Here is a 13,965-nt window from a genome sequence, read left to right as displayed (position 1 = left end):
ATTACCAATTAATTTAAGCCTAACCTAATTGATTTTCTAAGTTTTTATCAATCAAATTATTTAAGCCTATAATGCTTTATAATTAGCTGTAATTTATGTTGTAACAAGCTCATAAATTGTTACTTTTGTAAACCAAAATTATATCTTTTAAAACCTGATTATGAATTTACACGAATATCAAGGCAAAGAAATATTAAGCAGTTTTGGTGTTAATGTACAGCGAGGAATTGTTGCTACAACACCAGAAGAAGCGGTTGAAGCTGCTAAAAAACTAACCGAAGAAACCGGCACTGGTTGGCACGTGATTAAAGCACAAGTTCACGCTGGTGGTCGCGGAAAAGGCGGTGGTGTTAAATTAGCTAAAAACTTAAAAGAAGTTGAAGAAATAGCAAAAGAAATTATAGGTATGGATTTGGTTACACCTCAAACTTCTAAAGAAGGTAAAAGGGTGCACCAAGTATTAGTATGCGAAGATGTTTATTATCCAGGAGATAGTGAGCCAGAAGAATATTACATGTCTGTTTTGCTTAATCGCTCAACAAGTCGCAATATGTTAATGTACTCGCCAGAAGGTGGTATGGATATTGAAACTGTGGCTGAAGAAACGCCAGATTTAATTTTTACTGAAGAAATAGATCCTGCTACTGGTATTTTGCCTTTTCAAGCTCGTCGCGTAGCTTTTAATTTGGGCTTATCTGGAAAAGCATTTAAGGAAATGGTTAAGTTTGTGATGTCTCTTTACAAAGCTTATGATAAATCAGATTCTTCATTGTTTGAAATTAATCCTGTCTTAAAAACAAGTGATGATAATATCTTAGCCGTAGATTCTAAAGTAACACTCGATGACTCGGCTTTATTTAGACATAAAGATTATCAAGAAATGCGTGATATACGCGAAGAAGATCCAACTGAAGTTGAAGCTAAAGAAGCTGGGCTGAGCTACGTGAATCTTGATGGAAACGTGGGTTGCATGGTAAACGGTGCTGGACTTGCAATGGCAACTATGGATTTAATAAAATTTGCTGGTGGTGAACCTGCAAACTTCTTAGATGTTGGAGGCACAGCCGATGCTAAACGTGTTGAAGAGGCTTTTAGATTAATTTTAAAAGACGAAAAAGTTGAAGCTATTTTAATTAATATCTTTGGTGGTATCGTGCGTTGCGATCGTGTTGCTCAAGGTGTTGTTGAAGCTTATAAAAACTTAGGCGACCAAATTAAAGTTCCTATCATTGTAAGACTTCAAGGTACAAATGCTGAAGAAGCTAAAGCTTTAATTGACAATTCTGGTTTAGCTGTGCAAAGTGCAGTTCTATTTAAAGAAGCTGCAGATAAAGTGCAAGCTGTATTGAAGTAAATAAAATATTTACTGGATTTATAAATTAAAAAGCCTGCAATTAATTGCAGGCTTTTTAATTTATAAGAATTTTGTTTGAGAAAATTAGACTCTATTTTTTAGTTAACTGCATCAAGTAAATTTTTAATTCTGTTCAGGGCTTGAGATATGTCAGTTTCACTTGCAGCATAAGAAATTCTAATACAACTTGGGTTTCCAAAAGCTTCACCAGTAACGGTTGCAACATGTGCTTCTTCAAGTAAAAGCATAGAAAAATCAGTTGAATTATGTATTGTTCTGCCTTTGATTGTCTTACCAAAAAACGCACTCACATTCGGGAAAACATAAAATGCACCTTGAGGTTCATTACATGTAAATCCATCAATTTTATTAAGTAAATCAAGAATCAATTGTCGTCTTGATTTAAACTTATCAATCATATATTGAATGGCAGATTTATCGGCTTCAAGAGCTGTGATTACAGCGCGCTGAGCAATACAATTTGCACCACTTGTAACTTGTCCTTGTAGTTTAGTGCAAGCTTTAGCAATGTATTCGGGGGCGCCAATATAGCCGATTCTCCAGCCTGTCATTGCAAAAGCTTTAGAGACACCGTTTACTGTAACAGTTCTATTTTTCATACCATCAATACTGGCCATAGAAACATGAGTAGTACTGAAGTTAATGTGCTCATATATTTCGTCACTAACAACTATAATGTGCGGATGTTTTTTTAATACATCAGCTAAGCTTTCTAACTCTTCTTTTGTATACACGCTGCCACTTGGGTTGCAAGGAGACGAATACCAAAGCATCTTGGTTTTTGGTGTAATAGCAGCCTCTAGTTGTTCAGGTGTCATTTTAAAGTCTTGTTCAATATCAGTCTTCACTTCAACAGGAACACCTTCATTTAATTTTACAATGTCACTATAACTTACCCAATAAGGACAAGGTAAAATCACTTCATCACCAGAATTTAAAATGACAGCAGCAAGGTTGTATAAAGATTGCTTTGCGCCAGTTGAAACAACAATTTGAGATGTATTGTAGTCTAAATTATTATCACGCTTGAATTTTTGTTGAATGGCTGATTTTAATTCTAGATATCCATCAACAGGCGTGTATGAATTGTAATTTTCATTAATAGCATTAATGGCAGCATCTTTTATAAAATCTGGTGTGTTAAAGTCTGGCTCGCCTAAACTTAAACCAATAATCGACTTGCCTTCAGCTTTTAATTCTCTTGTTTTGGCAGCCATTGCCAAAGTTGCTGATGTTTCAAGTTTGTTAATCTTGTCAGATAGTCCATTCATATTTATAACAATTTAGGATGCTAGATTAAGTTCAGGTTGCGAACCTAATTTTTTTAAGTAGCGAAAATGTGAAATAATAGCTGCTCGAGTTGTTTCATACTCATTGTAAGGTAAGTTGAACTCTTTGGCAGTTTCTTTTACTATTTCTGAGATTTTAGTGTAATGAATATGACTGATATTCGGGAAAATATGATGTTCTACTTGATGATTTAAACCACCAGTAAACCAATTGACTAATTTATTGTTTGTTGCAAAATTGGTTGTTGTAAAAAGCTGGTGTATTGCCCAGGTGTTTTTCATTTCACCTTTTTCATTAGGAAGCGGCATTTCGTTTTCTTCAACAACGTGAGCGAGTTGAAAGATGATACTTAAAATCAATCCAGCGGTGTAGTGCATTACAAAAAAGCCAAGAAGGACTTTCCACCAAGTGATTCCGATTAACATAGGAATCACTAACCAAATAGTTACATAGATTAATTTTGTAATAGCTAAGGTACTCCATTGCTTTATTGGACTTGGCATCTTTTTGTATGATAGTTGTCGCTTTAAGTAATCTCTTGTTTGTTTAAAATCAGTAGTTAAAGCCCAATTAAAAGTTAGTAATCCATACAACGCTACTGAATAAATATGTTGAAACTTATGAAAACGTCTCCATTTAGTATGTTCAGAAAATCGAATAATTCTGCCAGCATCTAAATCTTCATCATGGCCATGAATATTGGTGTAAGTATGGTGAAGAACATTGTGTTGTATTTGCCAGTTGTAAACATTACCTGCTAAAATATAAATGCTACTTCCCATTAATTTATTAACCCAAGATTTGCTCGAATAGGTGCCATGGTTACCATCGTGCATTACATTCATGCCGACTCCAGCCATGCCAGCGCCCATTAATACCGTAAAAAGGAGTTTCCACCAGCCAGAAATATCTAAAAATAATATCAAAAAATAAGGTGCTAAAAACATAGAAAACATTACAATTGTTTTTACATGTAATTTCCAGTTCCCTGTTTTTTTGATGTTATTTTCTTTAAAGTAAGTGTTAACGCGTTTGTTGAGAGTACGAAAAAATTTTTGAGGATCTTTTCGAGAAAATTTAACTGTAGGTGTATTCATTATAAGTATTCTTAGATTACAAATATATTAATTAAATTTTCATGCTAACTTTTACAGCTGTTAATTTAGGCAGTTTATAATTGCTTTTTAGTAAGCAATTATAACCGCGCTTTTTATTGCAATGCTTCGTGTAAAACAGTAGATAACTTAACTGCTAAAGGTTTTTAAAAAGTCAAACTTTAGCAGTAAGTTATCAGTATCTGTTTTACACTGCAGGATTTTCATTACAATCGCTACTGCAACCTGAGTTTATTTGTTTAGATTTTATATAAATCAACATGTTATAGTTATTTTTGTCTAAAAATTTTTAATGTCATTACAACTTATTGAATCATATTTTCCTGATATTACCGAAGCTCAGCGTAAACAATTTGCTCTAATTAGTGAAGTATACAAAGATTGGAACCAAAAAATAAATGTCGTTTCTCGAAAAGATATAGATGAGATTTATACAAGGCACGTTCTTCATAGTCTTGGTATAGCTAAAGTGCAAGCTTTTAAGCCAGAAGCTAACATTCTTGATGTAGGAACCGGCGGAGGTTTTCCAGGAATTCCATTGGCTATTTTATTTCCAGAAGTTCAATTTACTTTAGTAGATAGTATTGGTAAAAAAATTAAAGTAGTTGATGAAGTTGTAGATGCCTTAAAACTTACCAATGTTAAAACTGTAAATAGTCGTGTTGAGCAATTAAATGGAGAATTTGATTTTATAGTCAGTAGAGCAGTTGCCGTTATGCCAAGTTTTGTTCGTTGGGTTAAAGGTAAAATTGCAAAACAAAATCGTCATGAATTAAAAAACGGAATTTTATACTTAAAAGGTGGTGATTTAACAGAAGAGCTTGAACCCTACAAAACAGTTAGATTGTTTTCGCTTTCTGATATATTTAAAGGTGAATTTTTTGATACCAAAAAAGTGGTTTACTTACCCATGAAGTACAAATAAAAAGAGAGTTCAATTAAGAACTCTCTTATGATTTCTATTAAACTGATTAACTTCAGTTATTATCCCATAAATGGGTATCTGTAATCTGTTGCGGGTACAAAAGTTTCTTTTATTAAACGTGGTGAAGTCCAACGTAATAAATTCAATTTAGACCCAGCTTTATCATTAGTACCACTATTTCTAGCGCCACCAAAAGGTTGTCTGCCGACTACTGCACCAGTACATTTATCATTTATATAAAAATTACCTGCTGAATTTTCTAAAATATCAGTAGCTAAGGATGCTGCATAACGATCTGTTGAAATAATAGATCCTGTTAAACCATATTGGCTCGTTTCATCAACTAAATGAAGGGTTTCTTCGTATTTATCATCGTCATAAACATAAACTGTTAATACAGGACCGAATAGTTCGGTAACCATTGTTGTATACTTAGGATCTGTTGTTACAATAACTGTAGGCTCTACAAACCAACCTTTAGATTTATCATAATTACCACCTGCAATAATTTCGGCTTCGTTATCTTTTTTAGCTTGATCGATGTACTTGGCAAGTTTATCAAAAGAGGCTTCATGAATAACAGCATTAATAAAATTCTCCATATTTTCAGGAGATCCCATTTTAAATGATTTAATATCCTCTACTAGTAAACTTTTAACTTCAGGCCAGATACTTTTAGGAATATAACTTCTTGATGCTGCACTACATTTTTGTCCTTGAAATTCAAAGGCGCCTCTTGCTAAGGCTGTTGAAACAACTTTTGGATTTGCTGAATTGTGGGCAACAATAAAATCTTTACCACCAGTTTCGCCTACAATTCTTGGATAAGTTTTGTAATTATGAATATTTTGACCAATTTTCGCCCAAATTCCTTTAAATACATTTGTACTTCCTGTAAAGTGTACACCGGCAAAATCAGGAGAAGCAAGAACAGTGTCAGTAATCATTTCAGGATCACCAATAATCATATTGATAACACCGTCAGGTAGTCCAGCTTCTTTAAAAACTTCCATAATTACTTGTGCTGAATACATTTGAGAATCTGATGGTTTCCAGACGGCAACATTGCCCATTAAAGCCGCACTTGATGGAAGGTTTCCAGCAATTGCAGTAAAATTAAAAGGTGTGATTGCATAAACAAAGCCTTCTAAAGGTCTATGTTCTACACGGTTCCATGCTTGAGCATCAGATTCTGGTTGCTCTTCATAAATTTGAGACATATATTCAACATTGAATCGTAAGAAGTCTACAATTTCACAAGCAGAGTCAATTTCTGCTTGGAAAATGTTTTTTGATTGACCAATCATGGTCGATGCATTCATTTTATCGCGATATGGGCCTGCGATTAAATCGGCTGCTTTTAAAAATACAGCAGCGCGTTGTTCCCATGGTAATTTCGCCCATTTTTTTCTAGCTTCTAATGCAGTTGAAATAGCATCTTCAACATGTTGTTTTTCGGCTGTATGATAAACGCCAACTTCTTTTTGGTGGTCATGCGGCGGTCTTATGCTTTTTGTTTGACCTGTTTTAACTTCTTTAGCACCGATGTATAATGGAATTTCAACCTTAGAATTGTATAGTTTTTTATAGGTTTCTAAAACCGATTCTCTTTCTGGAGTTCCAGGCGCATACGACTTAATAGGCTCGTTGACTGCTGGTGGAACTTGAAAAAATCCTTTTCCCATAATCTTATCTTTTTTTTAGTTATAATTTTCGATAAAGATAATTAAATTATAGGTATTTAAAAGTATAAGAAAATAAGGTTTTATTAATAGTTGTTAATTCTTCTAAAAACTAATTTCTAATATTTCTACTAATAATGTTAGACATGCCAATTACCTTGTCAAATCTTCCGCCAATCGGTCTATAGTAAGCGATGATGGTGTAAAGATTTTCAGTTTGAGCAAAATTTCCACTCGCGATATTATTAATGAATTTACCTTCATTTGAGTAGTAAACATATTTGTAATTATAAAACCCTTGTTTGAGCTCAAGATTTCCTTCATATAAATCTGTTTTAGAATTGTAAGTCATCATTGTATCATCGGTTAGCATATAATTATTAAACTGACCATAAATATGAACTTCACCATCTTTTAGATTTTGTGAGGTTTGAAGTTTAAAGTATACTCGTGTATAATCAGCTTCGCGACTTACATCATTGCCTTGAATAGTGTTAATTTTGAAATTACCATTTATATCTGGATTATATGTGTAGACATTATTAGAGCGATCAAAATCTGTGAACAAATACGACTCATATATATCATTTAATTCAATAGATCTTATTTGCGAGGTTCCTGCGCGAACATCTTTAGTGTCGAAATTTAAAAACTCATTTCCACCTTTAAAAGACGATTTTTCATTATATCTGTATATTAGGCTATTCCCAGTGGTGTATTGTGGTTTTAGATTGAAGATACCAGTAGAAAAGTCATTGTTTTGAATAACTGCAACATTAACAGTTTCATTAGGATTTCTGAAAATATAGCCTTTTCTACCAATTTCAAAATTAACAACTTGGTGAGACTCTGTTTTGTCTAGCCTTCTGTCTTCGCGAATAGTAGTTTGTATATCAACATCTGAATTGTACACTATAAATTTTCGAGAAAAAATAACATTATTATTAACATCTTTAATAATTAACATGTAATTTCCTGTTTTTGTAATAGCTCGCGTATTTTGGTTGGGTATGTCGAGTTTATAGTTGGTGTAGGGCTGAAAAGTACTTAATGAATTTTGGAAATTAAAAATCCGAACATCATCAAAACCTGTTAAGTATTCATTTTGAGCTAAAGTTGAAGGCGTCCAGTCAAAATTATAGTGCTTTATTTCGTAATAATAATCAGTTTCACTTGCATTTAAGTCGTCAAACTCTAATTGAAGGCGTTGTCCTAATCTAATTATTGGTGTACCGCCGAATTCATCTGCAGCCGATTTAAATATAATGGTTTTTATATTCTTTGGAGGTACAACTTCATAAGTCTGGCCTATTGATGAATTAATTAGGACCAAACAAAACATTAAATTGAGTAAATATTTCACTTTTTTAAACAAATATATAAAACTTACAAATCATTTATTTAGAATCAATATAAATAATATAAGTATAACTTTTGTTTATCAGGAATTTGATACTTTGATTGTTATATTTGCCATCCAAATTTAAACTACACGTTGCACATGTCTAAAAACGTTAAAGTTAAGAGAGGATTAAAACTCTCTTTTAAGGGTGAGGCAGAGAAAATTCTCGAAAAAACTCCGCTGTCTAAAACTTATGCTATAAAACCACCAAACTTTCATTCGATTGTACCCAAAACAACAGTGAAAGAGGGTGAAAAAGTATTAGCTGGAGATGAATTATTTTATTCAAAATATTCAGAACATACACGTTTTGTATCTCCTGTAAGCGGCATAGTTAAAGAAATCGTTAGGGGAGCCAAACGGAAAATTTTAGAAATTAGGATTGAAGCTGACAAGGAAATCTCTTATAAAGATTTTGGCAGTTTAGATCCATTGAAAGCATCTGCAGAAGAGGTAAAATCAAAAGTCTTCTCTTCTGGATTGGGTGTTTTTATTAAGCAAAGGCCATACGATATTTTAGCAAATGCTGAAGATACACCAAAATCCATTTATATTTCAGCCTTCAATACTGCGCCAATCGTTGGTGATTTAGAATTTATTTTAAAAGATAAGCAAGCGCATTTTCAAACAGGTATTAACGTTTTAACAAAACTCACTGAAGGTCAGGTTTATTTAGGTGTTGAAGCAAATTCAAATTCTTATTTGAAAAAGTTGGATCATGCTGAACTGATAAATGTATCAGGTCCACACCCAGCAGGAAATGTTGGGACTTTAATTCATGAAACCGAGCCAATTAATCAAGGTGAACGTGTATGGACTGTAGGAGCTGAAGATGTTGCTATTATCGGTGAATTATTTTCAACTGGAAAATACAATGCCGAACGAACAGTTGCTGTTACAGGTGAATCTGCAAAAAATCGAAAATATTATAAAACGTTAATTGGTGCTGAAATACAATCATTTGTTGGTGAAGTTGAAGCTAATTCTCGGTTTATTTCTGGAGATGTTTTAACAGGTGAAAAAGTTGATGCAAACAATTATATAAACTTTTATGATAACGAGCTAAGCGTTATTCCTGAAGGAGATAATTACAGAATGTTTGGTTGGTTGCCTTTTAAAGATAATCACGTTCATTCAATGTCTAAAACCTCATTGTCTTGGTTGTTTCCAAATAAAAAATATAGTGTAAATACAAATCTAAATGGTGAGGAAAGAGCATTAGTTGTAACTGGTGAAATGGAAGAGGTGATGCCTTTAGATATTTATCCAATGGAACTACTTAAGGCTTGTATGGTTGGTGATATTGAGAAAATGGAAAATCTTGGAATTTATGAAGTTATCCCAGAAGATTTTGCCCTTGTAGATTATATTAATACATCAAAAATTGAAGCTCAAGAAATAATAAGAAACGGTTTAGATTTAATGATAACTGAAGTAGGTTAAAAATAATGTTATGAATTGGATTAGAAAAAAATTAGATGAAGTAAAAGCTCCATTTCAGCCTGGTGAAAAGTATGAAAAATTTGCGCCGGCCATAAACGCGCTTGATACTTTTTTGTTTGTACCAAACCACACGACTAAGAAAGGAGCTCATGTAAGAGATGCAGTTGATTTAAAAAGAACAATGATTACTGTTGTTTTAGCATTAATTCCTGCATTGATTTTTGGTATGTGGAATACTGGTTATCAACACTTTACTCAATTAGGTGAATCGCCTGGCTTTTTTGAAGCATTCATGCATGGTGCTTGGAAGATTGTGCCTATGATTATTGTATCTTACGGTGTTGGTTTAGCTTTAGAGTTTGCTTTTGCAATAATGCGTGGACATGAAGTTAACGAAGGCTACTTAGTAACAGGTTTACTGATTCCTATGATTATGCCAGTTGATATTCCGTTATGGATGGTTGCACTGTCTGTAATATTCGCAGTATTAATAGGTAAAGAAGCTTTTGGTGGAACTGGTATGAATATTTTAAATCCTGCATTAACTGCAAGAGCTTTTGCATTCTTTGCTTATCCAACATACATGTCAGGAAACAAAGTTTGGGTCAGTGAAGCATCAACTATGGATGGTATTACAGGTGAAACTATTTTGGGAACGCTGGCAGCTAATAAAGATGTTGCTTACCAAACTGCTGATATGTTTACAGGAGTTATTCCTGGTTCAATATCTGAAACATCAACACTTTGCATTTTGGCTGGTGCTTTGTTACTTGTTTTAACAAAAGTTGGAAGCTGGAGAATTATTTTAAGTGGTTTTGTTGGCGCGGCAGTCATGGGTTTAATATTCAATGCTCTAGGAAACTCTGTATTCACTGGTAACGGATTAATGAATTTTCCATGGTATAATCACTTAGTAGTAGGTGGGCTTGCCTTTGGAATTGTTTTCATGGCTACAGATCCTGTAAGTGCCGCACAAACTATGCGAGGTAAAATCATTTATGGATTCTTAATAGGATTATTCGGAATAATGATTCGTGTATTTAATCCAGCATACCCAGAAGGTATCATGCTAGCGATTTTACTCATGAACGTATTTGCACCTACAATCGATTATTATGTAGTGCAAGCTAATATCAATAAACGTAAAAAGCGTTTAAAACCACAAACCGTTAAAACAGCTTAAGAAATGGATAAGAATAGTAATGCCTATACATTTATTTTTGCAATTGCTATGGTAATTGTCGTTGCAGTTGCCTTATCTTTCACGGCGACTAGCTTACAGCCAATGCAAGCTGAAAATGTTCGTCAAGAAAAAATGCAAAATATATTATCAACTTTTACAGGCGATTCAATTATAGTTGAAGGAGAAAAAGTTGAGTTAACAAGAGCAGTTGCTTCTAAAGTTTACGACAACTATGTCACTGAAGAACTAGCTTTAAGTAATCAAGGAGAGTCAAAAGATGAAGATGCTTTTAAAATTAATCTAGCTAAACAGCTTACTTTAGACGAATCAGAACAGACTTATCCGCTTTATGTGGCTAATTACCAAAATAAAACTTATTATGTTGTTCCTCTAAGAGGTAGTGGTCTTTGGGATGCTATATGGGGATATGTAGCTTTAGAAGAGGATGTAAATACCATTAAAGGTGTTGTATTCGACCATAAAGGTGAAACAGCTGGTCTTGGTGCTGAAATTACAACTGATTGGTTTCAAGAGCGTTTTGTAAATGAGAAAATTTACAATGATTCGGGACAAGTTGTAGGTGTTGAAGTAAAAAAAGGTTATAGCGGCGGTGATAATAAATCTGATAACGCTGTAGATGCAATATCAGGAGCTACAATTACAGGTGATGGTGTTAGCAAAATGATGAAAGAGCGACTTAAAAATTATAAGCCGTACTTCGAAAAAATTAAAAAATCTGGTAAAGTTGCAATTCGATAATTATGGAAGTAAAACAGCAAAAAGAAATCAGTAAAACTGATAAAAAGAAAGAAATGATTATGTTTCTCTCAAGTTCTGAGGAAAAAGAACATTTCTTATCTAAGGCAAATAGGAAAATTTTATCAGATCCTTTAAATGATAATAACCCGATTACCGTTCAAGTACTCGGTATATGTTCAGCGTTAGCGATTACAGTTCAGTTAAAACCAGCTATTGTTATGTCTTTAGCAGTTGTATTTGTAATGGCTTTTAGTAATGTTATTATTTCTATTTTAAGAAATTCAATACCAAGTAGAATCAGAATAATTGTTCAGCTTGTTGTTGTTGCTACAATGGTAATTTTAGTTGACCAAATTCTTAAGGCTTTCGCTTATGATGTTAGTAAACAGCTATCGATTTTTATTGGATTAATTATTACCAACTGTATAATTATGGGACGTTTAGAAGCTTTTGCACTTGGTAATGGTGTTTACAAATCATTTCTTGATGGTATTGGTAATGCTGCTGGTTATGGTTTAATTCTAATCGTTGTAGCCTTTTTTAGAGAATTATTTGGTTCAGGAAAGCTTTTAGGATATGAAGTTTTGGGTCATAAAGGCCTTACCATGGCAGATTCAACAGGGTTGTATGCATTGGGATACGAAAATAATGGTTTCTTTTTACTATCTCCAATGGCGCTAATTGTAGTTGGAATTGTTATTTGGGTTCAAAGATCTAGAAACCGTAAATTAATAGAAGAAAATTAGTAAGATGGATTTAATCAATTTATTTGTAAAAAGTATTTTTATTGAGAACATGGTTTTTGCCTATTTTTTAGGTATGTGTTCTTATTTAGCGGTTTCAAAAACTGTAAAAACTGCGGTTGGACTGGGTGCAGCTGTGATTTTTGTATTGTTGATTACAGTTCCTGTAAACTATTTAATCGATAATTACTTACTACAAGCTGGTGCTTTAACATGGTTAGGTCCTGAGTTTGCAGATGTAGACTTGAGTTTTCTTAGTTATATCATGTTTATTGCTGTAATTGCTTCAATGGTTCAGTTAGTCGAAATGATTGTTGAGAAGTTCGCCCCTGCATTATACGGTTCATTAGGTATTTTTTTACCACTAATTGCTGTAAACTGTGCTATTCTGGGAGGTTCATTATTCATGCAGCAAAAAGCATTTAACGGTATATCCGAGGCTGTAACTTATGGCGCAGGAAGTGGTATAGGTTGGTTTTTAGCGATTCTGGCAATTGCTGCCATTAGAGAAAAGATTGCGTATTCAAACGTTCCAGCACCTTTAAAAGGATTGGGTATTACTTTTATAATAACTGGTCTTATGGCTATCGGCTTTATGAGTTTTATGGGTATAAAGTTAGAAGGTGCTAAACAAGAGTCAAATGAAGTAAGTGAATCTAGCGTTGATAAACCTTCAGCAGCTGCTAAGTCTACAGCTTCAATTAGTACAATCATAGAAAATAAATAAAAATAATTATGACAGTAATAATCACGAGTGTTGTTGTATTTTTAACCTTAATACTTCTTTTAGTTGTTATTTTACTTTCAGCTAAAGCTAAATTATCGCCATCAGGTCCAGTTAATATTAATGTTAATAATGAAAAAGATATTGAAACTGGGTCTGGTTCAACCTTATTATCTACATTAGGTGATAATAAGTTGTTTTTACCATCAGCCTGTGGTGGTGGTGGAACTTGTATTCAGTGTAAATGTATTGTTAAAGAAGGCGGTGGTGCAATTTTACCAACAGAAGAACCGCACTTTACAAGAAAAGAAATAGCTGAAGGCTGGCGTTTAGGTTGCCAAGTTAAGGTTAAAGAAGATATGAAAATCGAAATTCCTGAAGAAATTTTTGGAATCAAAAAATGGGATGCGACAGTTGTATCAAATTATAACGTAGCTTCTTTTATTAAAGAATTTGTTGTTGAAATCCCTGAGGATATGGACTATAAAGCTGGTGGATATATCCAGATTGAAGTTCCTAAATGTAAAGTTGAGTTTAAAGATATAGATATTGAAGCACATCCAGAAGAGCATCCTGGTCAGCCTGATAAGTTCAAAAAAGAGTGGGATAACTTTGGTCTTTGGCCTTTAGTTATGAAAAATGACGAAACTGTAGAAAGAGCATACTCTATGGCTTCATATCCTGCTGAAGGACGTAGAATAATGTTAAATGTTCGTATTGCTACTCCACCTTGGGATCGCGATAAAAATACTTGGATGGATGTTAATCCTGGTGTAGCCTCATCTTATATTTTTAACCTTAAAAAGGGTGATAAATGTGTTATATCTGGTCCTTATGGAGAATTCTTCATTAATGAAAGTGAATCAGAAATGCTATATGTTGGAGGTGGTGCTGGCATGGCACCAATGCGATCGCACCTTTATCACTTATTCAGAACATTAAAAACGGGTCGTAAAGTAACATATTGGTATGGTGGACGATCTAAACGTGAGTTATTTTATATAGATCATTTCAAAGCATTAGAAAAAGACTTTCCAAACTTTAAATTTTACATGGCTCTATCAGAACCTTTAGAGGAAGATAATTGGAAAGAGAAAAAAGATATTAATGATGAAGAAGGTGATGGATTTGTTGGCTTTATTCATCAGTGTGTTATCGATAATTACCTTAATCACCATGAAGAGCCAGAAGAAATAGAGTTATATTTCTGCGGACCACCATTAATGAACCAAGCTGTTCAGAAAATGGGTGAAGATTTTGGAATTCCAGACGAGAATATTCGCTTCGATGATTTTGGAGGATAATTAATTCTATAAATTTATGA

General features: G+C 33.5%; 12 protein-coding genes. 8 read left to right on the top strand and 4 right to left on the bottom strand.

All coding sequences use genetic code 11. From position 1 onward, the window contains the following. Positions 1–160: 160 nt before the first annotated feature. Positions 161–1,354, top strand: a complete 1,194-nt coding sequence (gene sucC, locus IMZ30_RS02640) for an ADP-forming succinate--CoA ligase subunit beta (RefSeq protein ID WP_207038998.1) — start codon at positions 161–163, stop codon at positions 1,352–1,354. A gap of 98 nt (positions 1,355–1,452) precedes the next feature. Here the strand turns inward: sucC and IMZ30_RS02635 are convergent, their stop codons facing one another. Beyond that, positions 1,453–2,646, bottom strand: coding sequence for a pyridoxal phosphate-dependent aminotransferase (locus tag IMZ30_RS02635; RefSeq protein WP_207038997.1), 1,194 nt, complete (start codon positions 2,644–2,646; stop codon positions 1,453–1,455). A gap of 12 nt (positions 2,647–2,658) precedes the next feature. Further along, a complete protein-coding gene (locus tag IMZ30_RS02630) occupies positions 2,659–3,762 on the bottom strand; it encodes a fatty acid desaturase family protein (RefSeq protein WP_207038996.1) in 1,104 nt (367 codons plus the stop codon). A gap of 310 nt (positions 3,763–4,072) precedes the next feature. Here IMZ30_RS02630 and rsmG point away from each other — a divergent pair, with 310 nt between their 5' ends. Beyond that, a complete protein-coding gene (gene rsmG / locus IMZ30_RS02625; protein WP_207038995.1) occupies positions 4,073–4,705 on the top strand; it encodes a 16S rRNA (guanine(527)-N(7))-methyltransferase RsmG in 633 nt (210 codons plus the stop codon). A 59-nt stretch (positions 4,706–4,764) separates the two neighbouring features. Here the strand turns inward: rsmG and pruA are convergent, their stop codons facing one another. Both pruA and IMZ30_RS02615 read right to left on the bottom strand, forming a co-directional pair. Further along, the gene (gene pruA, locus IMZ30_RS02620) at positions 4,765–6,390 is read right to left on the bottom strand and encodes an L-glutamate gamma-semialdehyde dehydrogenase (RefSeq protein ID WP_207038994.1); all 1,626 of its coding nucleotides are present in this window, start codon (positions 6,388–6,390) and stop codon (positions 4,765–4,767) included. 109 nt (positions 6,391–6,499) lie between these two features. Beyond that, positions 6,500–7,750 (bottom strand): DUF5103 domain-containing protein, encoded by a 1,251-nt coding sequence (locus tag IMZ30_RS02615; RefSeq protein ID WP_242529693.1) that lies wholly within the window; start codon positions 7,748–7,750, stop codon positions 6,500–6,502. A gap of 138 nt (positions 7,751–7,888) precedes the next feature. Here IMZ30_RS02615 and IMZ30_RS02610 point away from each other — a divergent pair, with 138 nt between their 5' ends. From IMZ30_RS02610 to nqrF, 6 genes are read left to right on the top strand one after another with little or no spacing between them, the layout of a single operon-like run. Further along, positions 7,889–9,232 (top strand): Na(+)-translocating NADH-quinone reductase subunit A, encoded by a 1,344-nt coding sequence (locus IMZ30_RS02610; protein ID WP_207038993.1) that lies wholly within the window; start codon positions 7,889–7,891, stop codon positions 9,230–9,232. Positions 9,233–9,242: 10 nt separating this feature from the next. Beyond that, a complete protein-coding gene (locus tag IMZ30_RS02605) occupies positions 9,243–10,415 on the top strand; it encodes an NADH:ubiquinone reductase (Na(+)-transporting) subunit B (protein WP_207038992.1) in 1,173 nt (390 codons plus the stop codon). Between the two features lie 3 nt (positions 10,416–10,418). After that, a complete protein-coding gene (gene nqrC, locus IMZ30_RS02600; RefSeq protein WP_207038991.1) occupies positions 10,419–11,174 on the top strand; it encodes an NADH:ubiquinone reductase (Na(+)-transporting) subunit C in 756 nt (251 codons plus the stop codon). A gap of 2 nt (positions 11,175–11,176) precedes the next feature. Next, positions 11,177–11,920 carry an NADH:ubiquinone reductase (Na(+)-transporting) subunit D gene (locus tag IMZ30_RS02595; RefSeq protein WP_207038990.1) on the top strand — a complete coding sequence of 248 codons (744 nt, stop codon included), beginning with the start codon at positions 11,177–11,179 and terminating at the stop codon, positions 11,918–11,920. A 4-nt stretch (positions 11,921–11,924) separates the two neighbouring features. Further along, positions 11,925–12,644, top strand: a complete 720-nt coding sequence (gene nqrE / locus IMZ30_RS02590) for an NADH:ubiquinone reductase (Na(+)-transporting) subunit E (protein WP_242529692.1) — start codon at positions 11,925–11,927, stop codon at positions 12,642–12,644. Between the two features lie 8 nt (positions 12,645–12,652). Beyond that, positions 12,653–13,945 carry an NADH:ubiquinone reductase (Na(+)-transporting) subunit F gene (gene nqrF, locus IMZ30_RS02585; protein ID WP_207038989.1) on the top strand — a complete coding sequence of 431 codons (1,293 nt, stop codon included), beginning with the start codon at positions 12,653–12,655 and terminating at the stop codon, positions 13,943–13,945. Positions 13,946–13,965: the final 20 nt, after the last annotated feature.

This window comes from Psychroflexus sp. ALD_RP9 (assembly GCF_017311165.1).
Classification (GTDB): Bacteria; Bacteroidota; Bacteroidia; order Flavobacteriales; family Flavobacteriaceae; genus Psychroflexus.
This window is presented reverse-complemented; position numbering and strand designations above follow the sequence as displayed.

What these genes read in the sequence shown, in the direction of transcription:
- sucC (WP_207038998.1), top strand. Translation starts at nt 161, where the DNA reads ATGAATTTACACGAATATCAAGGCAAAGAAATATTAAGCAGTTTTGGT.
- IMZ30_RS02635 (WP_207038997.1), bottom strand. Translation starts at nt 2,646, where the DNA reads ATGAATGGACTATCTGACAAGATTAACAAACTTGAAACATCAGCAACT.
- IMZ30_RS02630 (WP_207038996.1), bottom strand. Translation starts at nt 3,762, where the DNA reads ATGAATACACCTACAGTTAAATTTTCTCGAAAAGATCCTCAAAAATTT.
- rsmG (WP_207038995.1), top strand. Translation starts at nt 4,073, where the DNA reads ATGTCATTACAACTTATTGAATCATATTTTCCTGATATTACCGAAGCT.
- pruA (WP_207038994.1), bottom strand. Translation starts at nt 6,390, where the DNA reads ATGGGAAAAGGATTTTTTCAAGTTCCACCAGCAGTCAACGAGCCTATT.
- IMZ30_RS02610 (WP_207038993.1), top strand. Translation starts at nt 7,889, where the DNA reads ATGTCTAAAAACGTTAAAGTTAAGAGAGGATTAAAACTCTCTTTTAAG.
- IMZ30_RS02605 (WP_207038992.1), top strand. Translation starts at nt 9,243, where the DNA reads ATGAATTGGATTAGAAAAAAATTAGATGAAGTAAAAGCTCCATTTCAG.
- nqrC (WP_207038991.1), top strand. Translation starts at nt 10,419, where the DNA reads ATGGATAAGAATAGTAATGCCTATACATTTATTTTTGCAATTGCTATG.
- IMZ30_RS02595 (WP_207038990.1), top strand. Translation starts at nt 11,177, where the DNA reads ATGGAAGTAAAACAGCAAAAAGAAATCAGTAAAACTGATAAAAAGAAA.
- nqrE (WP_242529692.1), top strand. Translation starts at nt 11,925, where the DNA reads ATGGATTTAATCAATTTATTTGTAAAAAGTATTTTTATTGAGAACATG.
- nqrF (WP_207038989.1), top strand. Translation starts at nt 12,653, where the DNA reads ATGACAGTAATAATCACGAGTGTTGTTGTATTTTTAACCTTAATACTT.